Below are 25,572 nucleotides of genomic sequence, written 5' to 3' on the forward strand. Positions count from 1 at the left end.
CGTTGGCCGTTCACGAGGCGATACACGGCGCTGCCGCTCTGACCGCCGAACGTGTCGACCTCGTAGAAGATCCGTTGTGCAGCAACCGAAGACAGCCTCCGTGAGTGATACCACTGCGTACCGGTCGGCTTGTCGCCCGGATAACCGGTGATGTTGGCGATCGACGACAGGAGGGTGTTGTCGTCGTAGACGCCGAATCCCAGCCAGCCGGTTCGGTCGCCGAGATTCGTGGGAAGGATGAGTGCCCCGATGTCCCAGTTCGAGTCGCCGTTCTGCGTCCAGCCCTGCACCGACCGCAGGCTACTTCCGCTCGCCCGGACGGAACCGAACGGCAGCGACGAGCCGTTGCGGCCGGGCATCACCGTCACCGAACGCACCCAGCCGGAACCGGGCCCGCTGCCCTGCGCGAACACGCAGTGCCCGGCGGTGATGACGGTGTGCGGACCGATGAAGAAACCGGTGCCGCTCGCAAACGAGCCGTTGGACAGCTCGATGAGCAGGTACGAGTGGACACGCCACGGGTAGACGGTCGTGTCACCGATCTGGACGCGATCGTCGGGGAAGATGACGGATTCGAGTGCGGGCTGTCCTGCCGGCGCGGGACCCCACGTGGCTTCGGCCGCGTCCGGCGGATTCATCCGCAGCAGTTCCTGAAGGTCGGTTCCGGGGGCGTCGGGGGTTCCGGAGTAGCCGGCGAGCTGCTCCGCACCCGACCCTGCGAGGTCGGCGAGCGCACCGGCCGGCCCCGCAGACGGCGGGGACTGCACGAGGTCGGATTCGGGGATGGTGAGCGATACGGGTGAGGTTTCCGCCGACGGGTCGGAGGTGGTGACGGCACCATTGTGGGCGGCGGGAAGGGTTGCGGTCATCGTGGTCTTCCTGACTGTCGGTACCGCGACGAACTGCGGTACGGCCGGGTGGTGGACAGTTCGAGGATGGGCTCGGACGAGCGCGGGCACACGCGTAGTCGACTACGCGAATTCGCGCCGATCACGGCCACGGTCGCGGGTACTCACACCCCGTCTTTCCGAGCGAACGGTACATTCAGTCGATCGAAGGAGACGAGCGGTACATTCGCTCGGAGGCGGTAGCGTTCCCTGGTACCCGCACGACTCCGATCGAAAGGGTTCGTCATGCCTCGTATCGCCACCGCCGAAAAGGTCGATCGTGATGCGCTACTGGAATTCCTGCGCCCGCGACACCGGGCGGTCCTGGCCACGGTCCGCTCGGACGGCACTCCGCAGATGTCACCGGTGACCTGCGGGGTCGACGCAGACGGCCACATCGTGGTGTCCACCTACCCGGCGCGGGCCAAGGCCCGCAATGCGCGGCGGAATCCGCACGTGACGCTCTGCGTCCTGTCCGACGACTGGAACGACGCGTACGTTCAGGTGAACGGACGCGCGGAGGTTCTGGACATGCCGAAGGCGCTCGACGGCCTCGTCGAGTACTACCGCTGCATCGCGGGTGAGCATCCCGACTGGGACGAGTACCGCGAAGCCATGGTCAGGCAGAACAAGACCCTGATCCGGGTCCATATCGAAAGCTGGGGTCCGATCGCGACCGGTGGATTCCCGCCGGGGCTCTGACCTGGCGGAACACTCCGAGGCTTGACGATATACAACCATTTGGTTGTATATTGGTTCTCGTGAGCGGAGACGACGAGGACCGGGCCGATGCCCTGTTTCACGCGCTGTCCGACCGAACCCGGCGCGACATCCTGCGCCGTGTGCTGGCCGGGGAGCACTCGGTTTCCGCGCTCGCGGCGAACTACGACATGAGCTTCGCCGCTGTCCAGAAGCACGTCGCGGTATTGGAGAAGGCCGGCCTGCTGACGAAGCGCCGCAGCGGCCGGGAGCAGTTGGCCAGTGGCGACGTGGCGGCGGTGCGGTCGGTGGCGTCCATGCTCACCGAACTCGAGCAGGTGTGGCGCGGTCGCATCGCACGTATCGACGAACTCATCGCAACCGACTCGACCGAGGAGAGCTGACGACATGCCTGTCACCGACGTCCGACACGACATCGACAACCGAACACTGACCATCACAGCCGATTTCGCCGCCCCGGTCGCGCGCATCTGGCAGGTCTACGCCGACCCACGCCAGCTGGAGAAGGTGTGGGGTCCGCCGACCTACCCGGCGACCGTGGTCGACCACGATCTCCGGCCGGGCGGCCGCGTCACCTACTTCATGACGGGACCCGAAGGCGACAAGCACGCCGGGTACTGGGAGATCAAGACGGTCGACGAACCGACGAGCTTCAGTTTCGTCGACGGTTTCGCCGATCTCGACTTCAACCCGAATCCGGAACTGCCGGTCTCCGAGAACGTCTACACCTTCGCCGAACACGAAGGTGGCACGCGGGCAACGTATGTGGCCACCTATGCCTCCGCCGAGGCACTCCAGACGGTGCTCGACATGGGTGTGGTCGAAGGTGCCTCCTCGGCGATCAATCAGATCGACGAGCTGATCGTCTCCTGACCTCGCGCGACGGTCGGCTCGCCCGCATTTCGGGGCGAGCCGACCGCTCGCGGGCACTCGTAGCCTGCGCAGCGAGTGCGTCGGTATTCGCCTTCCGAACCGGTAGCATCGTCGCGCTCACGTCGAAATGTCTTGTGTGCCTTCCATTGTCTTCCGGAACAGTTCGAGGACGAGTTCCATGTTGGGACCCCAGGCGGGTGCGAACCCGGCGGGAAGCACGTCGTGGGTCCAGGTGACTGTGCAGCGCCCGTCGGGGAGCGGGAACACCTGAACCGACGCGTTGTCGTGTTCCGGTGGCGCGGTGCCGCCGACGATCGCGTAGACCAGCCGTCGGCCGGCGTCGTCCACCGTGATCTCGCGTTCCCGCATCACCGTTCCGTCGACGAACGTCACGGTCCTGACTCCGGGTTCGCTCAGGACGCTGTCGCGTACGAAACCGGGCGCCATCCGGGTCGGTCCGTCGATGAAGTCGCCGAGAACCTGCCAGGCGCGGTCCGCATCGGCTGCGATCGTGATCTCTCTGGTTACCGAAGCCATGTCGAGGGCCTCCTCTCGAGTCGCCGGGCCACGATGCAGCAAATGGCTGCCCGCGTTGCCGGCACCGGCCGAATCTGCGGGGGCGGTTCGATGGTTACCCCACATCATCTAACCGGTATAAGCACTACGCTAGTTACATAACCGGTCAACGTCAATAGACGGTTAGGATGAGGTCATGGTGGAACCTCGCCCGGACAACGATCCCGTCGGAACCGCGCCCGGACGGCTCCGCTGGATCGAAGAGTTCGTCAACACGCGCCGGGCCGATCGGGACGACATCGCCACCCCCGCACAGCTCGTGGACTGGTTCCACGCACACGACCTGGCGCATGACGCCGCGTCCGCCACTGCACGGCAACGGGATCGAGCCGAACAACTCCGGGAGGGGTTGCGGGCTCTGATCGCCGGCAACAACGCCGAGCCGGTCGCCAGCCCCCGACCGGACGGTCTGGACCCGGACGCCACGGCGAGGATCGCCGCACTCGCGCCGTCCCTGCCGATGACACTCGACGTCACCGTTGCACCGCCACAGCTGATTCCGGCCTCGCGCGACCCGATCGACGCTGCCCTGACCCGGCTGCTGATCGCGGTCGCCGAGGCGGTCGCGGACGACACCTGGAGCCGCCTCAAGGCCTGCCGGGAACCGAGTTGCCGCTGGGCCTACTACGACCACTCCCGGAACCGGCGCCGCACGTGGTGCTCGATGGAACTGTGCGGCAACCGCGCAAAAGCCCGCACCCACCACCGCCGTTCGACGCTCGAATCCGGTAACGCCGTGCCGAAGTAGATCTTGACGCGGCGTCGGACCGGGCGTTTCACTGAGAAGGCTCGTCTTCGATCACCCGACGGTGTTCTGGGAGGATGACCTATGCGCGGCACAGATTCGGTGGTTCCGAAACCTCGGCGCGGAGCAACCCGTCGTCGCCGAACCGTCTCGCTACTGGCACTGGTCGGAGCGTGCGTTCTCTCCTTGTCTGCGACCGGGACGGCCGTCGGCGACCCGGCGACGGACACCGGGTTCTCCCCACCGTTCTCCGGAGCGCCCGGCTACGAATACCTGGCGCCTCCGCAGATGACCGATCCGTCGCAGCTCAACCAGCCGCTCGGTCAGCAGGCTGCGGAAGAGATCGCCGCCCGCATCGGGTTGGGGCCGGAGGACGCTCTCACCGAACAGCAGTATCAGGACCTCACCACCGGAGGCGGAGTCGGCGGCAGCAGCGACGCCGCCGCGGTGATCAACGCGTGCGCCGAGATCCTCACCAATACGAACGGCCGGCCCCTCTTCTCGGATGTCGACGGCGTTTCCACACCGTCGGTCCTCGGTAGCTACGGGCTCTACGTGAACCCCGCCGGGTTGCTGGAGAGTCCGGCCAACGCGGACGCACCTACGCGGCAGGTGAATTCGCTGATCGCCCCGGGCGGTTTCGTGGGTACGTGGCTGCGGAACAACGGCGCAACGGATACCCTGGTGGCGCTCTACCGGTCGGCGTACACGGTTCAGGCGGTCTACGGCTTTGCGGCACAACAGATATCCGGGACGGCGCAGCTGGTGACCAACACCAAGGAGGGCGTGACCTCGGAGGTGGGCATGTCGATGGCGCCGCCGCTGTGGATCGTGAACTTCGCCCTGCTCTACATCCTGAAGCCGTCGTTGGCGGCGGCGATGCCCGCCTACTGGGCTCCCATCCCCCCGGAGGTCGCCGACGCCGTGAAGGCCAGCCCGACCGGGCAGGTTCCCTTCAAGGACTATGCGTCCTACTTCGAGTGATCGGCTTCCCGGCCAGGTCTCGTTGCTGATGCGAGGGTGAGGGAGCGACGCATGTTCGACGAAGAAGAGTTTCAGCGGGCATTGGCGCGACCGCGACTTGCCGGTCCCGTGCCGGAGTTCCTCGATTCCAATCGAGGCGTACCGATCCGCGCGATCCCCGAGCCGGAACTGCAGGCCACCACTCGTGAGTGGTTCACGATGTTCGAGAAGAAGCTCGACTACCTGAGCGAGCGCCACGGCACCGATCTGTCGTGGGTGATGACGTGGGCCAAGAAGTACTGGTGGAGCTTCCTGGTCCGCGACATGAGTATCAACCACGAGCTGTATGCCCAGGACATCCGCTACGTCGACCCCACGACGTTCGGGCGCACGATCGTAGGTATCGACGAGTTCGTGAGGTACAACTTCGCCTTCTTCGACGCCATCCCGGACTGGCGCTACGACCCGTTGCCCGATCAGGTGTACGTCGACGTCCAGCCCGACGGCACGGTCCGCACGGTCATCCGGTACATCGGAAGCGGCCACTTCTCGGGTGCGCTCCGCCTGTACCCCTACGACGACTCGGCACCGGTGATCTACGGCGACGGACGGTTCATCCAGGCGCCCGCCGTCGATCGATACCACTTCGGCCCCGGCGGGTTGATGAGCGAGGGGGAGACGCTCTTCGACTTCCTGGATGCCGTCCAGCGAGCCGGCATCCTTCCGCGGGACGACAGCTTGCCGTTCCGTGCGCTCATGGCCGCGTCGAAACTTCCCGTGCTGGCCCGCCGGGTCGGGGAGAAGTTGCGCCGATGAAAGTCATCGGTTCCGGTCTTCCAACCGGTGGAGAAGCCGGTGAAGGTGCCTGTCCGTTGCCATTCGGCGGTCGAGGACAGGGTTGACCAGTCCGCGCAGCCACGAGTACTGCCGCCAGCCCGCCGGGGCAACGGTCATCGATGCCCGCCGGCGGATACCGTCCACGATCGTCCGGGCGGCCCGCTCGGCGGTGATGCGTCGGTTGAGGGGCCACGGCAGCAGGTTGTCGATTTCGCGGCCGAGGTCGTCGGCGTCGAGCATGTCGTGGGTCATCGCGGTGTCCACGACACCGAAATAGGCGATGCCCGCGGTGGCCCCGTGGGCCGCGAGTTCGACGCGGAGGGCGCGCCCGAGCTGCTCCACCGCGGACTTGCTGATCATGTACGGGGCGCCGCCCGCCCCGGGAGCGAAGGCAGCACAGGACGATACGACAACCACGTGTCCGGCACGGCGGGTACGGGCGGTCACCGGAGGACCTCGATGTCGAAGGGGGCCATGTCGAATTTCCTGACACGGCAGGCGTATTCGAAGCTCCACCCCGGGTACAGGCCGGCGTTCCTGCCGTCCGCGGTGTGGTAATAACTGGTGTCGCATCCGCCGGTGAGCCACACGGTGCCGTCGCTGCGCCGGTTCATCTCGTCGACGAACGCGCTCTGAGCGCTGTCGCGAACCTCGATCCGGGACACCCGGTTACGTCGCATCGTGGTGAGGGCGTCGACGATGTAGCGCACCTGTGCCTCGATCATGAAGATCGCCGACTGGTTCCCGACCGCACCGAAGGCGCCGAGGGTGTTGAAGAAGTTCGGGAATCCCGCGAGGGACATGCCGAGATAGCTCGCCGGGTTCTTGCGGTACAGGTCGGCGTAGGTGTGCCCGCCACGCCCGCGGATTCGTTCGTATACCGCTGGTGGAACATCGAATCCGGTTCCGTAGACGATGGTGTCCACGGGATGCTCGGTGCCGTCGCGGGTGACGACGGAGTGTGGCCGGATCTCCGCGATCCCGGTGGTGACGACGTCGACGTTCGGTCGGGTCAGCGCCGGGAACCAGTCGTCGGAGAAGATGGCGCGCTTGCAACCGATCATGTAGTCCGGGATGAGCTTCCTGCGCAGCTCGGGATCGCGTACCTGACGGCGCAACTGATAGCGGCCCAGGAGTTCGTAGGGATAGCGGAACCTGTTGTTCACGAATCCGACCAGGCCGAAGCCTTCGATCATCGAGTAGTACGCGGCGCGCATCGCCTTGCCGACGACGGGCACCCGCCGGATGAGCCGGCGCTCGAATTCGGTCGTCACGCGGTCCATGCGGGGGATGATCCACGGCGCCGATCGCTGGAAGACCAGCAGTCGCTCGGCCTTGGGCTGCAACTCGGGAACGAACTGGACCGCAGACGCTCCGGTCCCGATGACGGCGATGCGGTCGCCGGTGGGGTCGTAGTCGTGATTCCAGTGCAGGGAGTGGAACGCGCTCCCCGCGAACGTGTCTCGCCCGGGAATGTCCGGGTACCGCGCCTCGCCGTACACGCCGGCGGCGGTGATCAGTACGTGGGTGGTCGCCTCGCCCGCGCTGGTGTGGAGGATCCAGCGGCCGGTGTCTTCGTCCCAGTCGGCTCCGAGCAGTTCGACCTCGTACCGGATGTGCCGCTCGACGTCGTGGTGCGCGGCGATCGTCCGGAGGTAGTCGAGGATCTCCGGCTGCCTGCCGTATATCCGGGACCAGTCGGGGTTCGGGGCGAACGAGTAGCTGTACAGGTGGGAAGGCACGTCGCACGCACAACCCGGGTAGGTGTTGTCGCGCCAGGTGCCTCCCAGATCCGCGGCCCGTTCGAAGATCACGAAATCGTGGACCCCGGCCTCGCGGAGTTTCGCGGCCAGCGCGATGCCGCCGAAACCGGCACCGATGACGACGATCGAATGGTCGGCATCGGTCGAAGAGGTGCTGTTCATTCGCCCGTCCTCGTGTCGGTGTGGCGCGGGTGCCCGCTCGGCGCGACGCGAGCCGTGGACGGCGCCGTTCCGGCACGCAGGGCGGCCCCCACACCGCGGACGATCATCATCGGATCGGATGCTTCCAGGCTTGTCGGCACGGCGTCAAGAGGGATCGGCGCGACGGACTGGCCGATGAAAATCCTTGCCGCGCACGGACGCACCTGGCTCACGGTCGGCGTGGTCGGCGGTGGAAACGACCCGGAACTCCGGGCGATCCTCGACGAGGTGGACAACCGGGCCGCCGAACGGGTCCCCGAAGCCATCGGATTCACCGGTTCCGGGGACGCGCGCGACACCGCGCCGGCGACCGTTCGTGCCCACGGCGGGATGGTGAAGTCGGCGGTCCGGGAGTGGTCATCTCGATTCCTTCTTTACGTTCCGGGTGAGAGCGGCCGAGTGGGTCGCTCCGAAGGTTCGAGACGCGGAGAGGGCGAAATGTTCCCGGAGTCGCCGGATGAATTCGCGGCGCCGGCTCGGGGTGGTCTATCGGAATTCGAAATATCAACCCGCAGAGAAGTTTCGGCGTTCTGGAACATCGCGGGGGCGGCGGCACTCTCCTCCGTGAAGAGCGCAGACCGGTCACCTCTTCGTCGACGAACACACACTGTGAGGAGAACTCGGATGAAGAAACTGATCGCATCGCTGGCCGTCGCGGTGGGCGCCACCGCCATCGTGGCCGGAGCCGCCGGCACCGCTTCGGCGGAAACGCGAATTCCGCTGAAGACCGGACTGAACAGTGAATGGGAGTGCCTGGAGTGGATCTTCGACAACGCCAACCCCCACGCCATGTACGAGTGCCAGGACGGCTACGGAGGGTGGGCGGTCATCTGGCTGGTGGAGTAAGCGCCGGGACTGTGACCCGGTAGAGCAGTGGACCCGATAAGGGGTTGACAGTGGACTCCGGCATCCGACAGCTTGCGCCTTGCGCGGGGCGCGCGTTCCGGACCCGACCGGGTGTTGGAGTCCACACAGTCCCGGCCGATCGGCCCGGGCAATCGGTACAAACCCTTCCACCACAGGTGCAACGTGTTCTAGATTCGTGGTCGGAGCCCGACGAAACGGACTCGGACGGTTGCAGGAGGGGATTCGGGATGCAGTTCAACCTTGCGGATGTATTCGAGACGGTCGCCGCCGCGGTGCCGGATCGCATCGCGCTCACCTACGAAGACCTGAACCTCACGTATGCGCAACTGGAAGCCGAATCCAACCGCACGGGACAGCTCTTCGCCCGCGCCGGAATTTCCCAGGGCGATCATGTGGCGCTGTTCCTCAAGAACAGCGTCGAACACGTCACGAGCATCCTCGGTCTCATCAAGATCCGAGCCGTGCCGATCAACGTCAACTACCGGTACACCCCCGCGGAACTCGAGTACATCTTCACCAATTCGGATTCGGTGGCGGTCGTCGTCGAGCTTCCGGAACATCAGCGGGTGCTCGCGTCCCTGCTCGACAGTTGTCCACTGATCCGGTCGGTCTTCGTGGTGGGCGAGACCGAGGACGAGCTGCGGGAGGCTGCCGAGCGCCGGTCCGTCGCCGTGACCTCCTTCGCCGACGCGCACGATCTGCCGGCCGAAGCCGAGTTCCCGACGCGCTCGGGCGACGACCTGTACCTGCTCTACACGGGTGGCACGACGGGCTACCCGAAGGGTGTCATGTGGCGGCACGACGACTTCTTCCGCAAGCCGCTCTCCGGCGGCAATCCATACGGCACCGAACCGCGCAAGGATCTCGCCGAGGTGGCGGCGGGAGCGAAGGAGTTCCCCGGCCTCGCGTTCCTCATTGCAGCACCCCTCATGCACGGTGCCGCCCTGTACTCGCTGTTCACGTTCTTCACGCTCGGTGCCCGGGTCGTGCTGAGGCGGGATTTCGACGCGAAGAAGGTCGTCGAGTCCATCGAGAAGGACAAGGTGCAGGTGATCCTCATCGTCGGGGACGGTATGGGATTGCCGTTGGTCGACGAGATGGAACGCAGGAAGGGCGAGGTCGACTACAGTTCGCTGTTCTCGATCACCTCGGGCGGCGCGATCTGGTCGACGAGTGTGCGCGACCGGATGCTCGCCGTGAAACCGGATCTGTTGCTGCGCGACAACTTCGGTGCCTCGGAATCCGGCAACGACGGCGCGTTCGACGTCGACGAGGCCGGGAATCTGCGGATGCCGCCGTCGCCCAACATGATTCTCGTCGACGAGCGCCTCGAGCAGATTCCGCCGGGTTCGGACGACGTCGGATACATCGCACGGATCGGCAACGTCCCCCTCGGCTACTACAAGGACGAGGAGAAGACCGCCCGGACGTTCCCGACCCGCGCCGACGGTACCCGCCTGTCGATCCTCGGCGACATGGGTCGCGTGGAGGCCGACGGCACCATCGTCTTCCTCGGCCGCGGCTCGCAATGCATCAACACCGGTGGCGAGAAGGTCTTCGTCGAGGAGGTCGAGGCCGCACTCCATGCGCACCCGGCCGTCGCGGACGCCCTCGTCGTGCCCGTGCCGGACGAGCGCATGGGGCAGGCCGTCGCCGCGGTCATCGCCACCTACCCGGACACGGGCGAGTTGACGCTGGAAGAGGTGCAGGAGCACTGCCGCAGGTCGTTGGCGGGCTACAAGATCCCGCGTTCGATCGTCGTCGTCGACGAGGTGAAGAGGACGCCGGCCGGCAAGGCGGACTACCGGTGGGCGACCGCTCAGGCAGCCCGGTAGGGAAGCCGCCGGGCGTCGTCACCGGTCGTGCGGTTCGTGGTCCCAGTACGTCCAGTACTGCATGGAACCGGGAGCGGTGCCCAGGTCGATGTATGCGCGTCGTCTCCAGACGACGCGCATCCACACACGACCTCCGTCGGTGGTGTCCACCGGTCGCCAGGCGAACCAACGGTGCGCGGGGCCGTAGGTGCGAACGGTCATGCCAGGCCTCGCACGGTTCGTTCCGCGATCTCGTTCGCGTCGGGCACTAATTTGTCGGTCGTGTGCGTCGGGCCCGGCCTGGTATGCAATGTTTCTCCTGAATCGACACTGAGATCTCGGCGCGGAACACCCGCAGTGCATGTTTCCGCTGCCACGTGATCGACCGGAATGTCCGGCTCGTTACGCATAAACTTGAAGAAACTGCAGGTCACAGACAACTCGGCTGTGGGCGGGCTTCAGTCGTCGCGTCCGACGCCGCGAGCGGGTGCGCTCATGTCTCCCGTCTCCGGCGTGCCGGGGGCGAGTCCGTAGCGCAGGTACACGGTGCCCTTGCCGCTCGCGACCGGTGGTTCGAGGAGGGTGAGGTTCGTGGGCACCGCGCCCCCGTCGAACACCTTCTTCCCGACGCCGAGCACGATCGGGTGCACCCACAGGTCGAGCCGGTCGAAGAGTTTCTCGCGCAGGAGTGTCTGCACCAGGTTGAGACTCCCGACGACCTTGGTGTGCTCGTGCCGGTCGCGGATCTCGCGCACCGCGGCCGCCAGATCCGGGCCGAGTTGCGTGGACCCGGCCCACGAGAGGTCGGGTTTGCCGCGGGAGGCCACGTACTTGGGGACGCTGTTGAAGAGCGTGGCGATGGCGTTGTCCTCGCCGCCCTCCTGATGTGGCCAGTAGGCGGCGAAGAGGTCGTAGGTCCGCCGGCCGAGCAGGAGAGCGTCCGTGTCCTCGTACGCGGCACCGACCTGCGCTCCGGTGACCTCGTCGATCAGGGGTGCCTGCCAGCCGCCGAACGGGAACCCCTCCGGGTCCTCGTCGGGGCCGCCGGGTGCCTGCCCGACGAGGTCGAGGGTTGCGAACAGTTCGATGTCGATGAGTCCCATTCCGTACTCCCGTAGGTTGGTTGTCTCGGTCGAGGGGTAGACCTTCGGGCCTCGGCAGAATCATCGCTGCGCTCGCCGTAGGTCATCGGCTCACGCAGGCACCTCACTGCACGACGATCGTTACTTCCGCCGGCGTTGCTCGGCGACGTCGTCGAGGAACCCGAGGATCTTTTCGGCCGCCGAGTCCAGAGCGCTGTTGGTCTTCTTCTTGGCGGCGCTTTCGATGGCCTTGCCGCCGATGTCACCGACGATGTCGGGCAGGCCCTTCGGTTCGGTCTGGGAGATCTCGAGCCGGTTCACGGCCTCGGCGAAGCGCAGGTAGGTGTCGACGCTGGCGACCACGATGCGGGCGTCGATGGTCACGAGCTCGATGCCGACGAGCGAGACTCGCACGAACGCGTCGATGACGAGGCCCTTGTCCAGAATGGTGTCGATGACCTCCGCCAGGCCGGACGAGTTCGGGCGGGCCATCGTCCCGCCACCTCCATTACCGCCGGGTTGAATCGATGTCATGGCGGTCACTCCTCATGGTGCGGTGCGCGCAGGTGCGTAAAGACGTTGTGGAGCAACGCCTTACATCCCGGCCATTGGTTGGAGGCTTCCGGCGCCCCTGGCTCACCCTTCCATCATGCTCCTTCGAAGACCCGCCTCGATGACAATCCTCGACACGGCCGTCGGAATCATCGCAATGCTTGTCCCGAGGGCATCCCGAACGGCCGGAAGGCCACGGCGCCCCAGTCCCGCCACGGCGGGCACGGTGGGGGAGTGCGGCCGTTCAGGAAGCGGATCGTCGCGTCCTCGAATGCTGCCGATGCGGGCAGGTTCGGGTGGGCGACACGTGCCGGGCACTCGTTTCGTTCGACATTCAGTCGATGGTCCGCCATCAAGGGCAGATCGGCGGCCGAGGGCAGGCTCATGGCGCGCACGCTCGGTGGAAGTTGCTGAGCGAGAATCGATTCCGCTGTTCCCAGTGTGCCGAGCAGGTCCCGCGCTGCGGGGGAGTCAGGGTCGAAGTGGAAGCCGGCCAGGCCGGCGGACGATGCCGCGACCCGCAGCAGGTCACCCAGGACGCGGCCGGGATCGTTCACGTGTGGTGGCGGGTAACCGGTCGGGGTGCTCGGAAATGCACCGGCCAGCAGCAACGCGTCGACGTCGACCCGGCCGGTGGCGACGGCTTCCCACACCACCCATACGGCGTGCGAGTGCGCGGCGACCACAAGTGGGCGAGGCAACGCGGATGCCTGCTCGACGAACAGATCGACCTGCTCCCGGAACGGCCTCTCGGTGTCGATCGGCCCGTAGGGGGCGCCGGTGCGGATCGGGCAGGTCGCGTCCTCCTGTGGTTGCCCGTTACCCGGTCCGGCGTACGAGAAGTAGTACACCTGCTCGCAGCGGTAGCCGAGGCGGTGCACGTCCGTCGCGTGGATCACGCTCCGTCCCGACGCCGAGTTGATTCCGGCCACGATCAACAGCGAACCCGGTTGCGGCGGACCGGGTTCCGGTTCGTCGTACCCGCGGGTCGCGACGAACACGATCGACACGGCGGTGAGCACCGCGACGAGCGCGGTCAGGGCTGCTCCCGGTCGCCGCGATGCCGGGCGGTCCATCATCACGATCGTCAGCCCGGTCGCGACGGCCGAGACCGGCACGAGCGGCACGGTCAGGCCCGGGATCCGATCGGCCACGGCACCCAGCGCCAGGACCACCGCACAGTACGGCAGCATCACCTCGACCCGCAGCCCACGCCGCCAGGTCAGTGCGACGGCCTCGCGCAACCGGGGCCGGCCCTGCCACGGCACCGCGCCGAGAGTGAATACCAGCACCCCGACCAGGGCGACTGCGGGCCAGAACAACCGCGAGTACAGGACCGCGTAGGCGACGGCATCGGCGAACGCCGCCACCAGCACCGGCCCGAACGCAACCGCGTAGAACAGGGCGGCGAATCGCAGGCGGCGGGCGTCGAGGCCGCCCAGCAGCCACGCCATGAGCACCACCCGGACCGCGGTCACGACGGCGAGCAATGCCAGGAACACCGGCCACGACGACGCCCGCGACAGCAGGAGCCGCAGGTCGGTGAACTGATCTAGCGGCGGCAGCGCCACGAGGTGGATCAGGCCGGGCCAGGTCGGGATCGCGCCCGTCGCGGCGAGCAGCACGACGAACGCCGCCGTCGCTGCGAGCGGCCACCAGCGCGTCCACCGTCCCTTCCGGTGCGAGCCGGATCGCGGACCGGCTCCGGTCAGGGGGTCTTCGTCCGTCTGTCCACTTCCTTCTCGACGGCGACGGCGAGGTCGTGGACGACCCTGGAGTGCCATTGCTTGTGCGCCTCGAGATCTGCGGCGAGCGCGTGACAGTCCGGGCATTCCTGCGCCGGGCCGGTGTGCTGGGTGTGCTCCATGGCGATGCACCTCCTGGAAAGGATCCGCCTCCACCGTGGCACGAATACGGAAGGTAATCCACGGGGCACGCAGCGCAGCCAGCGGATACCGTGGCGTGGGTGCAGACGGTAGGGGTCGACCTCGCGGCGGAACCGGCGAAGACGGCGGTCGCCACCGTCGTCTGGGAAGGTGGCACCGCGACGGTCCGGGAATTGCGGCTCGGCGCGACCGACCGGGAGGTCGTGAACGCGGTGACGGCGGCGGACCGGAGCGGCATCGACGCGCCGTTCGGATGGCCGGACGCGTTCGTCGACTTCGTCGCCGCACACCACCGCCTCGAGTACTCGCGCGAACGCGCCCTGAGCAGCCGCTCCGGACGCCTCCCGTTGGTCCGGCGGTTGACCGACCGCATCGTGCATGCCGAGACGGGGATCGTCCCGCTGAGCGTGTCCGCAGACCTCATCGCGCATGTTGCGCTCCGGTGCGCGGGACTGCTCGCCGAACTCGAGGCGGTCGGGGTCGATGTCGACCGCGTCGACGGAGCCGTGGTCGAGGTGTATCCCGCCGCGGCGTTACGGGGCTGGGACCTGCCGTTCAAGGGTTACAAGAGTACGAAGAACCGCGAGGTGCGGGCCGCGTCCGTGGCTGCACTGGAACAGGCCCTTCCGGAACTGGATCTCGGTGGCTTCCGGGACCTCTGCATCACCTCGGACGACGCGTTCGATGCGGTCGTCGCGGGCCTTGCCGCCCGCGCCGCAGCGCTCGGGAGAACCACCCGACCCGATGCGACGCAGCGAGCTGTCGCCGTCCGGGAAGGCTGGATCCATGTGCCGCTGTGCGGAATCCGTGAGTTGCTCTGAGATCAGGTGTAGCGGGGATCAGGTGTAGCGGGCGAGGACGAAGTCGGTCAGCCCCCTACGGATCGCGTCGAGGGCATGTTTCTGGCCGCGCCGAAGAACGAAACCGGGGACGGGCACCTTCGGATCCAGTGACATGGTGACCTGCACGCGGGTGCCGTGTTCGCTCGGTTCCAGTGCGTACATCCCGTCCTGGCTGCGCTGCATCGTGCTGTCGACCAGGGTCCAGGACGTCGATCGTTCGGTCCAGTCGTGTTCGATCGTCTGGGTGTCGGAGAACCCGAACAGCGACAACGTCATCCGTATCCGGCGGGGGCGGCCCTCGGGGTCCCGCGTGAGGACCTCGACGTTCTTGTGGGCCGACGACCATTCGGGAATGTGTTCGACATCCTCGAGCGCGCGCATCACCTGTTCTGGCGCGGCGTCGATGTCGAATCGGTCGGAGACGGTGACCGCCATGCTGGGTACTCCTCACCGGTGTCGGATTGTGGAGTCCGCGTACCCCGTCGAGGGGTGGGCCAATCGTCGGTCAGTAGGTACGGCGCAGCCGCATCCGGATCGGCCGCCCGTCCGGGTCGACGATCAACCGGTAGACCAGGGAGGCGGCGACCTGTTGCCACTGCGGCGGCACATCGATGTGGTGGCGGCGCAGCCGGCCCGCCGGCCTCGTACCCGCCGACGGTGCCTTGTGCCAACGGTCCAGGGCATCGACGCTGGTTCGGACGACGTCGAAGAACTCGTCCAGATCGACCAGATCGGAGTCGTCACCGTCCTTCCTGCCGAGATGCTCCCGGGCCAGCTCGAGACGCAGATCGCGAGCGAATCGACGGGCGCCGTCACCGAGACCCGCCGGGTCGACGGGCGCGCGCGTGTCCCGCGCGGTGTCCAGCACAGCGGCAGTCAGTTCCGAATCATGGGTCCAGGAACGCCGGTTGAAATTGTCGCTGCCGACCGCCGCCCACGTGTCGTCGACGATGCACACCTTCGAGTGCACGTACACGGGGATGCCCCGGTCGTTCTCGAGGTCGAGGACCAGCACGCGATCGCCACCCGCGTCACGGATGGTCTCGAGCGCCGACGAGTGCCCCAACAGCGCGGACGGGATGGTGATGGGGCTGTCCTCGTCGAGGAACTTGGGGACGACCGCCACCAGGCGCAGTCCCGGTTCGCGGCGCAGTGCCTCGGCGAACACACGCGCCACATCCACCGACCACAGGTACTGATCCTCCACGTACACCAGACTTCGGGCCCGGTGCAGCACCTTCGCGTAGGCCTGGGCCGCGCTCCGCTCCCCGTCCCTCGCAAACGGATACGCAGGCCGGCGACGCGGATAGGTTCGCAACAACTGCACCGAACAGGTTCCGCACGGAGCGGGTGGTGCAGCGGGAGGAGGCAGTTCGGACGGGGAGCGGGTGACGCCTCGCAGAATGTCGGGCAGAGCGTGCCACGGCAATCGGGACAACGCGGCGGGGTCTTCCCAGCGCTCCCGGAAGACGTCCTCGACGTCGCGGACGGCGGGACCGTGGATCTGCAACTGCGCGTCGTGCCATGCCGGGGTCTCACCGTACTCGGGTGGAAACGGTCGGCTCATCGGATCGCCGAAGTGGTCGGCGTCGTCGCGTCGTGCCCGCGCGAGGTCGATACCGCCGACGAACGCGACGTCCGGCGTGTCCGGGTCGGCGTAGCGCACCACGACGAATTTCTGGTGATGACTGCCGAAGACGGGAACTCGCTGGTCGAGGATCACCTCCCCACCGGCCGCCTCGAGAATCTTCGCGAGCTTGCGGTTGCGGCGGCCGGGATAGCCCAGCGTCTCGATGTGGGAGCGCCACATCATGCCCTTGACGATCGCACCGCGACGCGCGGCGGCGGCGAATGCGCCGGCCACCGTCACGCCGTCGACGAGCTGTTGATCGGGGTCGCCGCGCCAATCCGTGAACAGCACCAGGTCATTCGGTCCGGCGCGGTGCAGGGCGTCCGCCAGCGCCGCGAAGTACACCTTGCCGTGGATCAGCGGAGTGACGTCGTTGCCGTCGGTCCATTGTCGAATCCTGGTGTCGCTGTTGCCCCGTTCCTCGCCGCTGAGAAGCCAGGGATGGCCCGGATCGAAGTGCTCGCGGCGTCCCGTCAGTGCGAGGCTGGATCGGTCGAACACCGACGAAACGCGGCGCGCGAGTACGCCGAGTCGATGCAACTCGGTCCCTACCATTGCTCGAATCAGGTTCCGGGGCATCCGAGTATCTTCCCACGACCCCGGCAGACGAGTGTGGTTCGCGCGTCTCGCAGTCGGGTCGACCTCGGCGTTTCCTACCCCGCCACATCACACCGAGGCAAGGACGTACGAGAGGACGAATCCGGCGGCAGTGCTCAATGCGACCGTCGGGCCGCCTTTTTCGTAGGCCTCGGGCATGAGGGTGTCCGCCAGGGACGCGAGCACCGCACCGGCGGCGAAGGCGAGCGGCAACGAGATCGTCTCGGGTGCACTCGAGGCGAGCGGTCCGGCGCCCACGACGACGGCCAGAGTGAGCAGCACGGCGCAGATCACCCACGTGCCGAGGATGAAGGTCTGGGATCGGCCCTGCGCGCGCATGGACGCGCTCCCGACCAGTGCTTCGGGGCGGCTCCGCTGACGGAGGCGGTGGAGGGTGCCTTCTCCGTCGCGGCGTCGAGGTCGAGCTTCTCGCTGCCTTGCGACTGGCGGTGTCTGCCTCGGCCAGCCGGTCCAGTTGCCGGTTGAGGAGGGTGAAGACGATCGCGCCGACCGCGAGTCCGAGCGCGGCGCGCCAGATGCCGCCCTTCTCGTACGACTCTTCGAACAGTTCGAAGGTCAACGCGGTGATCAGTGCGCCTGCGGCGAACGCCAGCATGGCGGCGAGTGCACGCTTGGGGATGGTGAACCGTCCGCCGACCAGCGCGCCGAGGACCAGGGCGCTCGAGGCGATCACTCCGAAGATCAACGACTCGATGATGACGCCACCTCTTCCCTCATACCTCGGTAGCCGAGGAGACCACTCCGACGAGTCCCGAGTACCCCGTTTCGGAGGCACCGCCCACCTGTAGCCGGGAAACGGATCCGCTCGGCCGCCAGTCGTACACTGCGACGATCGAGCAGGAGGATGACTGGTGGCCAAGCGGATACCCGCGAATTCGGACTCGCCTCGTAAGGCAGGATGGTGGCCATGCAGACTGCACCCTTGACCTTCGAGTCCTCCGTCGTCGTTTCCGCAACACCGGACGAGGTGTACGCCCTCGTCTCCGATGTCACCCGCACGGGGGAGTGGTCTCCCGTCTGCGCGGAGTGCTGGTGGGACGAAGGTCAGGGTCCCGAGGTCGGTGCCTTCTTCACCGGGCGGAACGTGACTCCCGAACGTACCTGGGAGACACGGTCGGAGGTGGTCGTCGCATCCCCGGGTCGTGAGTTCGCGTGGTCGGTCGGTCCCGGTTTCGTGCGCTGGAGCTATCTGATGAAGCCCGCGGACGCCGGCACGGAGCTGACGGAGACCTGGGAGTTCACCGAGGCCGGGCTGAAGTTCTTCCACGAGCGGTTCGGCGCCGATGCGCCCCGCGAGATCGCCGGACGGGAACAGGCCGCCCGCAGCGGTATTCCCGCGACATTGGACGCGATCAAGCGCATCATCGAGGGCTGACGCCGGGCGCTTTCGTCTTTCCTGTTTCCACGAGCGGATACCCCGGAAGGGCGGAGTTCGCGGATCAGTGCACCGAGAGCGACGATCGGACCCGGCCCACCATCGAATACGCGGCGATCATCAGCAATCCGACGTAGACGTCGTTCTCGAACCAGCCGAACACGGTCTGCTTTTCCGCGGTGAACGTGGTCGGGTAGTAGAAGACGCTGATCGCCAGCAGCACGACGAGGTAGGCGAGCACGCCGATCCGGGCCCAGGCTTCCTGTCGGCGCGCGAGCCACACCGAGCCGAATCCGACGGCGTAGAACAGCCAGGCGGCAGGTGTCGTCACGGTGAAGGTCGGGTCTTCGATGCCCGCGGCCGCTGCGTACACGGTGTGGACCGCGGACAGTGTGAACGCGGTGGCGAGCACCCACGGGACGGCGTTGGTGGTCGCGGTGGCGGGGGATGTGGTGGTGGCGGTTGCCATGGACGGATCCTCGTGTCGGGCGGCTCTTGTGGTCGCCGTGTGCATCGACACTCGGTCGAACGGCCGGCGGGTGACAGCCACAGCGGCGAAGTGTGGGGGCAGTGTGGGGGTGACGTGGATGGGAGTCGGACGCTGCGCCGCGCAGGCTGAATGCGTACCGATCACAACCACTTCGGAGGTTCACATGACCGCCATCAGCCCTGCTTCCCCGTCCCTCCCCGATGTCAACGAAATGTTCGTCATCCACCGCGTCTTCCGGCGTGAGTTCACCGCGCTGCCGAAGCTGATCCGGGCCGTTGCCGAGGGCGACACCACACGCGCTCGGCTGGTCGCGGAGCACCTCACACTGCTTCTCGACGGGCTGCACATGCATCACACCGGCGAGGACGCGGTGCTGTGGCCGCTGCTCCAGGTGCGTGCCGCTCCGTCGACGGCACTCGTCGAGACGATGCAGCACCAGCACGGGATCGTCGAGAGTCGCACCGAGGGGGTCCGGGCGCAGAATGCGACCTGGGCACAGGCGCCGACACCGATCGGCGGCGAGCAGCTCGCGCGGACGGTCGAAGGCCTGGCGGCCGCGCTGTTCGAGCACCTCGAGCTCGAGGAACGGGAGATCCTGCCGCTCGTGTCGTGCCACATCACCGTCGAGGAGTGGCAGAGCCTCGGAGACCACGGTCGTGACGCGATGTCTCCCCGGCAACTCCCGCTGATGTTCGGCGCCATCCTCGAAGAGGCCGACGACGACGAGCGGGCCCGGATGCTGGGACAGTTCCCGATCCCGGTGCGTCTGTTCCTGCGCACCGTCGGTGCCCGCCTGTACCGGCGCTACATCACGCGCGTGCGCGCCGCGTGAGTTCGTCTGCCAGGTCGGCGAGCTCGGGCGCTGTCGCGGTGCGGCCGGCATCCCAGGCTTCCTGGAAGGCGGCCTCGCCGAGGAGGCTGCGCGCGGTGGCCAGGTCCTGCGCCGCGAGCTCACGGGACACCGGGAACCGAGGGTCTATCGCGTCGGTCACCGACAGGGACGCCGACGCAGCGAAGAGCATGGCGGCGGCCCGCGGTTCGCCCAGCTGCACGGCCACTCCGGCCAGGGCGGGCAGCGCATAGCTCAGCGTCCAGCTCATCCGCGAATCCAGCGACCGGGTAGTGGACTCCGCGAGCAGCGCAGCCGTGCCGGCGGTGTCACCTCGGAGAGCGGTGACCGTGGCCCGGCGATTCAGGCTGGTGGCGAGGGTGAAGTCGTTGCCGATGCTTCGCCCGATCTCGAGCGCACGGCCGAGCACCCGGTCTGCCTCGTCGAGATCTCCGCGAACCAGCGCGAGCTGTCCGAACGCGACCAGCGTGTGCGCCTCCTCCCACCGCAACCCGGCTCCCGACGCGCCCACCAGCGCTTCGTCGAGCAGGTCGCGGGCCCGGTCGAGGTCACCGGCGAAGATCGCGGCGTGCCCGGCCAGGATCGCCGCCTCGACTGCCAGGGGGGCGTCGCCGACACGGCGTGCCAGCGGCACCGCAGTCCAGGCCACCTCCCGCATGCCGGCGATGTCGCCGGTGGCGAACAGCAGACCCAGCCGGCCGACCAGAGCTCGGGCGCGGACCGCGTCGGATCCCTGCACCCTCGCCCGGTCCAGCCACTCGAGCCCTTCACGGGCATGGCCCCGCAGGGCGAGGTAGATCCACACGGTGGCCGCCAGCTCTGCGGCATCGTCGCTGTGGCCCAGCTCGAGCAGGCGCAGGAAGGCCGAGCGCAGATTGGCGTGGTCTGCCTCCAGGCGATCGAGCTCGGTGCACAGGCCCGGACCGCGCAGCCGCGGTCCCGCGTCGAGGGCGAAGGACCGATACCACCGGGCATGACGATCAGCGGCAGCCGCCGACCCTCCGGCGGCGACGAGTCGCTGTCCGGCGTACTGGCGGACCGGCTCGAGCAGCCGGAAGCGTGGTTCGTCCTCGGGCGGCGTGCTGAGAGAGATCGGGCTGGGGGCGACCAGCGAGTGGGCGACGAGCACGGTGAGCGGGGCGAGCACGTCGTCGAGGCCGGTCACCGCGGCAGCGGCGTCGAGGGTGAAGCCGCCGGAGAAGACCGCGAGCTGCTCGAACACCGCAGCGTCGGTGTCGTCGACGAGGTCGAGACTCCAGTCGAGCGTGGCCGTCATCGTGCGCTGGCGTTCGGCGAGATCACGGGGACCGGGGGGTACCTCGTGGACTTCGAGGCGAGCGAGCAGCGCCGCCGGTGGCAGCAGGCGGGCGCCCGCCGCGGCGAGCTCGAGTGCCAAGGGCAGCCCCTCGAGGTGACGGCAGATGGCGGCCACGACCGGAGCGTTATCCGAGTCGAGCACCAGCTCGGCTCCCGCGGCGGCAGCGCGGTCGAGAAGAAGCTGCACGGCCGCAGACGCTTTCACGTCGTCGTACAGGTCGGATCGGGGGAGATGCAGCGGGCCGAGACCGACCTCGTACTCGGCCCGGACGCGCAACGCCGCACGACTCGTCACCAGCAGCATGAGCCCCGGGCACCGGGTCAGCAGATCGGCCACGTCGGGGCCCGCGTCGAGGAGGTGCTCGAAGTTGTCCAGGAAAACCAGCGCACGACGACCCGCGAACGCGGCGACCAGCCGTTCGGTGACTCCGCCCGCGCCGCGCTCGGGCAGGTCGACCGCGGCGGCGAGTTGCGGCAGGACCTGTGCCGGATCGCGGACCGGTGCCAGGTCCACGGCGACGGTGACGTCGTACGAAGGAGCCAACTGCTCCAGCACCGCGAACGCCACGCGGGTCTTGCCGACGCCGCCCGGCCCGGTGACCGTGACCAGGCGCCTGCCCGACGACACCAGTGCAGCGATGCGTTCGATGTCCCCGTCCCGGCCGATCAGGTCGGTGGCCGGCGCGGCCACCGACCAGGTGCCTGTGCGGCGCGGCGCGGGACGCGCGGAAGCGGGAATCGCAGCGCTGAGACGGTCGCGGTCGGCGTCGTCGAGGTCGAGCGCGGCGGCCAGTGCCCGGACCGTGTGCGGGTAGGGACGCTGCCGCTCCCCACGCTCGAGCGCGCTCACGGCCTTGACCGAGAGACCGGCTCGTTCGGCGAGCTCCTCCTGGGTCAGGCTGCGGGACTTGCGCAGACGCCGCAGGACGGCACCGAAGCTGTTGTCGTTCGCCTGCGTCACAGCAGGGACGGTAGCCGACCGGCGGCACCATCACACGCTTCAGGGAAGAAGTGGGGCGTGGGAGAAATGCATTTCGAAGTCGGTGCTCAGGTGGGGAGAGGTGTTCACCGATGGCGGTTCGTGCTGGGCTGCACGCGGATTGGGTTGGTGACCGGTCGGCGATCACACTCGGGTCGCATCGACCGTTCTCCGACCCGACGCCGTGCGACCCCCCGAGGAAACGCGACGCGGACTCACGTTCGTGCCCAAGGAGATTCGTGACGCACGACCGGTGCTCGACCGTGGAGGCACATGTATGAGCGGATCCGCTTGGCCGTCGGTCACACGCTGTGACGATCGAACCAGCGAATGGTTGGCGATCGAGCGGATACCCGAGAAGGGAGCACTCCGGCGGATGAGGAGTGGATGGAGGGGTGTTCACCTATTCCGTCTTGCCCCGGCCCGAACACGGGTTCGCGAAGCTGACCAGTCGGTAATCACAACGAGCCACACCCGCCGATCACGCGGATCCGAACGCTGTCGTCGCAGTCCGGTCGGTCGAGAGCTCATGAGCCGGCGGACGCGCAGGAACGGCACTCCCAGTAGATCGGTCGCCATCTCCTGGACCTACTCCGGTGGTGTTGCGGGAGACTTGCAGACGCTCGACACCTCGGCGCGCAACTGTGCCCACTATCCTCTGCGGTGTTTGGCGCGAGCAGCAAACTCGTCCAGGACGCGGACCACGTCTTTGGCTTGCCAAATCCGGTTCCGCCGGCCATCGGTGATCTGGGCGAGTATCTCCGCGTCTACCAACCGATCGATCGCGATCTGCGCGTTGGCGCCGGTGACCTCGAGGGTCGAAGCGACAAGCTTGCTGTCCACGACCGGTTGACGAAGAAGGAGGTCGACCAGTCGGTGCGCCGCTGAGTCTCGCCGCGCCTTTACGCGGGTGCGCCAGTCGGCACGAACCGATTCCAGGTCTCGGACGAGGTGACGACCATTGGCGATCGCAGCAGATGACGCGTCCACGATCGAACGCACGATCGGCTCGACGTTACCCGAGCGGTACTCGCCGAGCGCCTCGAAATACTCTGCAGTGTTGTGGAGTAGACCCGCGGAGACCGGAACGGTAACGCTGCGCGTGAGCCGTCCACCGCGAAGCATTGCCTGAATCAGTGCGCGACCGACACGCCCGTTCCCGTCAATGAAGGGGTGGATGGTTTCGAACTGCGCATGCGCGATCGCGATCTGCGCCATTACCGGCAGATCGACCCGATTGGAGAAGACGATCAAGTCGTCGATCAGTCCCGAAATATGGTCATGGTGCGGGGGCACGAACTGTGCGGTGTGTGGCCCGAGACTCCGCCCGCCGATCCACACCTGTTCCCGTCGCCATCGACCGGCGATGTTCGGATCGTCGTGCTCGAGCAGTGCCCGATGCATCCGCAAGACCGCCTGGGTGTCGATGGAATCGGACAACTCCAACGCGGCTTGCGTCGCTCTGACGTTTCCGACTATCAGACGGGCATTGCGGGAAGCATGCTCGCCGAGTTCAGCCAGCGCGATCTGCCGCGCTCCGCTCGTGAGATTTTCGATTTCCGAACTAGACGCACTCTCGGTGCGGAGCAGGATGGATGCGAACGGAGCGGTGATGTGACCGACCTCGACGTCGAAACGGGTGAGTTCCGTCGCTGCTTCCTCTGCAAGCGCCTGCAACTCGTCGTTCAGTGAGATCGATTGGTGCGCAATGAAAGCTGGCACTGCCGCACGGTAGGGGCCCGAGGTGAGGTGGCGCTCGCGTCGGGACCCGTAGTTGCCCACCGAGCTGACCCACGGACGTTGCTCGTAGGCAACGGGGGGCCACGATGGACCGTCGTCAACCGATGGCACCCGGATACCATACCATTGGTTAGTATATTAACCAATGGTATGAGTTCGGCGGACACGCGGTTTGCGATGCAACCGTCGGGCGTGCCGGCCTGGGTTCTGGGCCGATACCGACCGTCCGCTCCCGGCTCGGCCCGGTGATGCGTCTCCCGGTCTATGACGCCGGCGGGTTCACGCAAGGGCACCGGAGGACTCTCCCGCGGTGCGGGGCGCCGGGGGAAACGATCCCGAAGCCGCCAGTTGATCGCCGATCGCGCCTACAACAACGTCCGCAACGACACGTTCGCGCTTCCGGTCTGGAAGCTCGGGTACACCACGATCTACGACCTGCACCCGAACCGGCGTGGCATGCATCCCGGACCCGAAGGCACGCACACCTTCTGGATCGACGGGGTCCTGTACGCGGACAGCCTCCCGGAAGGACTGTACGACCTCGACCCGATCGCCATCGACGTGTCGAAAGACGACCGTGAGCGGGTCGAGCGCCGGCACCAGGCGCGGCAGGCGTACGCGTACATTCCGCACGACGCGCGCCACCCCGATGAATCACGCAGCTATCGCGGGCCCGCTGCCCAGCCTGGGCGGCTCCGCTGCCCGAACAACCCGAAGTCGATGAGGGCGCCGCAGAGCGTCCCGACGACCTCGTGCACTCGCGGCGAGGAATGCGGGTGCGGACACACGATCACCTTGTACGACTCGGACTACCCGGATATGCGGATGCCGTTCCAGCACGGCACCCTTGCGTGTGAGATGTCGTATCACCGCAGGGTCGGGATCGAGAGTGTGTTCGCCGATCTGAAGCAGAACCGGCTGCATGTGCATCGCGGGTACTTCCGCGGTTTCGGGATCGGCCGGTACACGGTGCTTGTCGGCTTCACATTTGCTGCGCTGACGTGCTCGAGCTGCACGACTGGTTCTGCAAGCGTGTGCGTCTCGATCCGCGGGGCCGGTTCCTCGGTGAGCCGGAACCGGTGCGCGCAATCGGTAGGCGTCGTCTCGCAACGCGATCGCGCGAAGAGTCCCCGGTGAGGATCCGATCCGGCAGATAGCGACCCCTGCCCCGGTAGCGAAATCCACGGGTTCCGCGGTTCGACTTCGGCCACCTGGTGAAATTGCCATCGCGTCGACGCCGCGAGAGCACGACTCGGCTCAGTCTGTAGGGGAATCGCGTCATGGTGGAGCCGATGACGGGAATCGAACCCGCGTATTCAGCTTGGGAAGCTGATGTTCTACCATTGAACTACATCGGCACGCTGGGCTTTTGCCGATTTTCACCGGCTCGTCCCTAGCTCGTCGCACACTGTATCAGACTCCCCGCGACCTCTGTCACCATGTCTGCGACGTGTGTCGCCGGCCGCTCACACGAGGGCGCGGCCGGTCCGGATCCGCCACCGCATGTCGGCCAGGAGCAGCCGGTAGGGGGCTTCGCGGACGGGAACGGGGAGGCGTTTGTTGACCTTGCCGATCGCGCGCATGACCCGGTCGAAGCGACGCTGGTCGCGCGGGCTCCACGCCAGACGCATCTGGTCGCGGAACAGCGGCGGGAGGAACCCGGCGGTGAAGAACAGATTCATCCGGCCGAACAGCCGCGACGCCGGCCCGGGCACGAATTCGAGCTTCGTGATGGACAGCAGGTGCTCGCGGATCCTGTCGTCGATGTGGACCTTCTTCAGGCCCTCGTTCCAGTACTCCTCGAACGCCTCGCGGTCGACCGGCCACATGTCCGGCTTGACCTGCAGGGTGGTGCCGAACCGGGCGCCGTTTTGGTAGAAGTAGTCGACGTGCTCGTCGGCGATCGGCCCGTACAGCGCCCGGTGGACGTCCTCGAATCCGCGGTAGATGCACGACGCGACCCAC

Annotated in this window: 28 protein-coding genes and 1 tRNA gene; 12 read left to right on the top strand and 17 right to left on the bottom strand. The window is 67.2% G+C overall.

What is annotated here, in order from left to right:
* Positions 1–869: serine protease (locus I0Q12_RS26985; protein WP_197256430.1), on the bottom strand; the 869-nt coding region annotated here is incomplete at its 3' end.
* A 264-nt stretch (positions 870–1,133) separates the two neighbouring features.
* Here I0Q12_RS26985 and I0Q12_RS26990 point away from each other — a divergent pair.
* From I0Q12_RS26990 to I0Q12_RS27000, 3 genes are read left to right on the top strand one after another with little or no spacing between them, the layout of a single operon-like run.
* Positions 1,134–1,589 carry a PPOX class F420-dependent oxidoreductase gene (locus I0Q12_RS26990; protein WP_197256432.1) on the top strand — a complete coding sequence of 152 codons (456 nt, stop codon included), beginning with the start codon at positions 1,134–1,136 and terminating at the stop codon, positions 1,587–1,589.
* Positions 1,590–1,648: 59 nt separating this feature from the next.
* Positions 1,649–1,990 carry a metalloregulator ArsR/SmtB family transcription factor gene (locus tag I0Q12_RS26995; protein WP_197256434.1) on the top strand — a complete coding sequence of 114 codons (342 nt, stop codon included), beginning with the start codon at positions 1,649–1,651 and terminating at the stop codon, positions 1,988–1,990.
* A 4-nt stretch (positions 1,991–1,994) separates the two neighbouring features.
* Positions 1,995–2,480: an SRPBCC domain-containing protein gene (locus I0Q12_RS27000; protein ID WP_197256436.1), complete on the top strand. Its 486-nt coding sequence runs from the start codon at positions 1,995–1,997 to the stop codon at positions 2,478–2,480.
* A 117-nt stretch (positions 2,481–2,597) separates the two neighbouring features.
* Here I0Q12_RS27000 and I0Q12_RS27005 read toward each other — a convergent pair whose 3' ends face one another.
* Complete coding sequence (locus I0Q12_RS27005) at positions 2,598–3,017, bottom strand: SRPBCC family protein (RefSeq protein WP_197256438.1); 420 nt, start codon at positions 3,015–3,017, stop codon at positions 2,598–2,600.
* Positions 3,018–3,192: 175 nt separating this feature from the next.
* On the opposite strand from I0Q12_RS27005, the gene I0Q12_RS27010 reads away from it, so the two are divergent.
* The 3 genes from I0Q12_RS27010 to I0Q12_RS27020 all read left to right on the top strand — a co-directional run bounded on the left by I0Q12_RS27010 (position 3,193) and on the right by I0Q12_RS27020 (position 5,580).
* A complete protein-coding gene (locus I0Q12_RS27010) occupies positions 3,193–3,804 on the top strand; it encodes a CGNR zinc finger domain-containing protein (protein WP_197256440.1) in 612 nt (203 codons plus the stop codon).
* An 81-nt stretch (positions 3,805–3,885) separates the two neighbouring features.
* Positions 3,886–4,785 (top strand): hypothetical protein, encoded by a 900-nt coding sequence (locus I0Q12_RS27015; protein WP_197256442.1) that lies wholly within the window; start codon positions 3,886–3,888, stop codon positions 4,783–4,785.
* A 51-nt stretch (positions 4,786–4,836) separates the two neighbouring features.
* Positions 4,837–5,580: a nuclear transport factor 2 family protein gene (locus I0Q12_RS27020; protein ID WP_197256444.1), complete on the top strand. Its 744-nt coding sequence runs from the start codon at positions 4,837–4,839 to the stop codon at positions 5,578–5,580.
* A 3-nt stretch (positions 5,581–5,583) separates the two neighbouring features.
* Here the strand turns inward: I0Q12_RS27020 and I0Q12_RS27025 are convergent, their stop codons facing one another.
* Together I0Q12_RS27025 and I0Q12_RS27030 are read right to left on the bottom strand one after the other, a co-directional pair.
* Complete coding sequence (locus I0Q12_RS27025) at positions 5,584–6,048, bottom strand: SDR family NAD(P)-dependent oxidoreductase (RefSeq protein WP_197256539.1); 465 nt, start codon at positions 6,046–6,048, stop codon at positions 5,584–5,586.
* Entirely contained in the window at positions 6,045–7,526 is a 1,482-nt protein-coding gene (locus tag I0Q12_RS27030) for an NAD(P)/FAD-dependent oxidoreductase (protein ID WP_197256446.1), read from the bottom strand. The genes I0Q12_RS27025 and I0Q12_RS27030 overlap by 4 nt, the downstream gene beginning before the upstream one ends.
* Positions 7,527–8,189: 663 nt before the next feature.
* Here I0Q12_RS27030 and I0Q12_RS27035 point away from each other — a divergent pair.
* Both I0Q12_RS27035 and I0Q12_RS27040 read left to right on the top strand, forming a co-directional pair.
* Positions 8,190–8,411: a hypothetical protein gene (locus I0Q12_RS27035; protein ID WP_197256448.1), complete on the top strand. Its 222-nt coding sequence runs from the start codon at positions 8,190–8,192 to the stop codon at positions 8,409–8,411.
* 248 nt (positions 8,412–8,659) lie between these two features.
* Complete coding sequence (locus I0Q12_RS27040; protein WP_197256450.1) at positions 8,660–10,267, top strand: AMP-binding protein; 1,608 nt, start codon at positions 8,660–8,662, stop codon at positions 10,265–10,267.
* 18 nt (positions 10,268–10,285) lie between these two features.
* Here I0Q12_RS27040 and I0Q12_RS27045 read toward each other — a convergent pair whose 3' ends face one another.
* From I0Q12_RS27045 to I0Q12_RS27065, 5 genes are all read right to left on the bottom strand, one after another.
* Positions 10,286–10,468, bottom strand: coding sequence for a hypothetical protein (locus tag I0Q12_RS27045; RefSeq protein ID WP_197256452.1), 183 nt, complete (start codon positions 10,466–10,468; stop codon positions 10,286–10,288).
* A 236-nt stretch (positions 10,469–10,704) separates the two neighbouring features.
* Positions 10,705–11,349 carry a dihydrofolate reductase family protein gene (locus tag I0Q12_RS27050; RefSeq protein WP_197256454.1) on the bottom strand — a complete coding sequence of 215 codons (645 nt, stop codon included), beginning with the start codon at positions 11,347–11,349 and terminating at the stop codon, positions 10,705–10,707.
* A 120-nt stretch (positions 11,350–11,469) separates the two neighbouring features.
* Positions 11,470–11,862: a gas vesicle protein GvpJ gene (gene gvpJ / locus I0Q12_RS27055; RefSeq protein ID WP_231611528.1), complete on the bottom strand. Its 393-nt coding sequence runs from the start codon at positions 11,860–11,862 to the stop codon at positions 11,470–11,472.
* 167 nt (positions 11,863–12,029) lie between these two features.
* Entirely contained in the window at positions 12,030–13,592 is a 1,563-nt protein-coding gene (locus I0Q12_RS27060) for a hypothetical protein (RefSeq protein WP_197256531.1), read from the bottom strand.
* Entirely contained in the window at positions 13,589–13,747 is a 159-nt protein-coding gene (locus I0Q12_RS27065) for a hypothetical protein (RefSeq protein ID WP_197256456.1), read from the bottom strand. Before I0Q12_RS27065 ends, I0Q12_RS27060 begins: the two co-directional genes overlap by 4 nt.
* Positions 13,748–13,846: 99 nt before the next feature.
* On the opposite strand from I0Q12_RS27065, the gene I0Q12_RS27070 reads away from it, so the two are divergent.
* On the top strand, positions 13,847–14,587 hold the full coding sequence (locus I0Q12_RS27070) for a DUF429 domain-containing protein (RefSeq protein ID WP_197256458.1): 741 nt from the start codon (positions 13,847–13,849) through the stop codon (positions 14,585–14,587).
* 18 nt (positions 14,588–14,605) lie between these two features.
* Here I0Q12_RS27070 and I0Q12_RS27075 read toward each other — a convergent pair whose 3' ends face one another.
* The 3 genes from I0Q12_RS27075 to I0Q12_RS34035 all read right to left on the bottom strand — a co-directional run bounded on the left by I0Q12_RS27075 (position 14,606) and on the right by I0Q12_RS34035 (position 17,174).
* Positions 14,606–15,043, bottom strand: a complete 438-nt coding sequence (locus tag I0Q12_RS27075; RefSeq protein WP_197256461.1) for an SRPBCC family protein — start codon at positions 15,041–15,043, stop codon at positions 14,606–14,608.
* Between the two features lie 70 nt (positions 15,044–15,113).
* Complete coding sequence (locus tag I0Q12_RS27080; RefSeq protein WP_197256463.1) at positions 15,114–16,793, bottom strand: phospholipase D family protein; 1,680 nt, start codon at positions 16,791–16,793, stop codon at positions 15,114–15,116.
* A gap of 111 nt (positions 16,794–16,904) precedes the next feature.
* Positions 16,905–17,174: a hypothetical protein gene (locus tag I0Q12_RS34035; protein WP_231611529.1), complete on the bottom strand. Its 270-nt coding sequence runs from the start codon at positions 17,172–17,174 to the stop codon at positions 16,905–16,907.
* 580 nt (positions 17,175–17,754) lie between these two features.
* Between I0Q12_RS34035 and I0Q12_RS27090 the strand changes: the two genes are divergently transcribed.
* Complete coding sequence (locus I0Q12_RS27090) at positions 17,755–18,231, top strand: SRPBCC family protein (protein WP_197256465.1); 477 nt, start codon at positions 17,755–17,757, stop codon at positions 18,229–18,231.
* 64 nt (positions 18,232–18,295) lie between these two features.
* On the opposite strand, the gene I0Q12_RS27095 is transcribed toward I0Q12_RS27090, so the two are convergent.
* On the bottom strand, positions 18,296–18,700 hold the full coding sequence (locus I0Q12_RS27095) for a hypothetical protein (RefSeq protein WP_197256467.1): 405 nt from the start codon (positions 18,698–18,700) through the stop codon (positions 18,296–18,298).
* Positions 18,701–18,884: 184 nt separating this feature from the next.
* Between I0Q12_RS27095 and I0Q12_RS27100 the strand changes: the two genes are divergently transcribed.
* Positions 18,885–19,553 carry a hemerythrin domain-containing protein gene (locus I0Q12_RS27100; protein ID WP_197256469.1) on the top strand — a complete coding sequence of 223 codons (669 nt, stop codon included), beginning with the start codon at positions 18,885–18,887 and terminating at the stop codon, positions 19,551–19,553.
* Here I0Q12_RS27100 and I0Q12_RS27105 read toward each other — a convergent pair.
* Both I0Q12_RS27105 and I0Q12_RS27110 read right to left on the bottom strand, forming a co-directional pair.
* On the bottom strand, positions 19,531–21,849 hold the full coding sequence (locus I0Q12_RS27105) for a helix-turn-helix domain-containing protein (protein WP_197256471.1): 2,319 nt from the start codon (positions 21,847–21,849) through the stop codon (positions 19,531–19,533). The two genes, I0Q12_RS27100 and I0Q12_RS27105, sit on opposite strands and share 23 nt — an antisense overlap.
* A 669-nt stretch (positions 21,850–22,518) precedes the next feature.
* The gene (locus tag I0Q12_RS27110; RefSeq protein WP_197256472.1) at positions 22,519–23,718 is read right to left on the bottom strand and encodes a Fic family protein; all 1,200 of its coding nucleotides are present in this window, start codon (positions 23,716–23,718) and stop codon (positions 22,519–22,521) included.
* Positions 23,719–23,955: 237 nt separating this feature from the next.
* Here I0Q12_RS27110 and I0Q12_RS27115 point away from each other — a divergent pair, with 237 nt between their 5' ends.
* The gene (locus I0Q12_RS27115) at positions 23,956–24,744 is read left to right on the top strand and encodes a hypothetical protein (RefSeq protein WP_197256474.1); all 789 of its coding nucleotides are present in this window, start codon (positions 23,956–23,958) and stop codon (positions 24,742–24,744) included.
* A gap of 147 nt (positions 24,745–24,891) precedes the next feature.
* Here I0Q12_RS27115 and I0Q12_RS27120 read toward each other — a convergent pair.
* Together I0Q12_RS27120 and I0Q12_RS34040 are read right to left on the bottom strand one after the other, a co-directional pair.
* Positions 24,892–24,965 (bottom strand) — tRNA-Gly (locus tag I0Q12_RS27120).
* Positions 24,966–25,073: 108 nt separating this feature from the next.
* Positions 25,074–25,572: oxygenase MpaB family protein (locus I0Q12_RS34040; protein ID WP_231611530.1), on the bottom strand; the 499-nt coding region annotated here is incomplete at its 5' end.

Origin of the sequence: Rhodococcus sp. CX (assembly GCF_015865005.1) — a bacterium.
In the GTDB taxonomy this organism is placed as follows: Bacteria; Actinomycetota; Actinomycetes; order Mycobacteriales; family Mycobacteriaceae; genus Rhodococcus.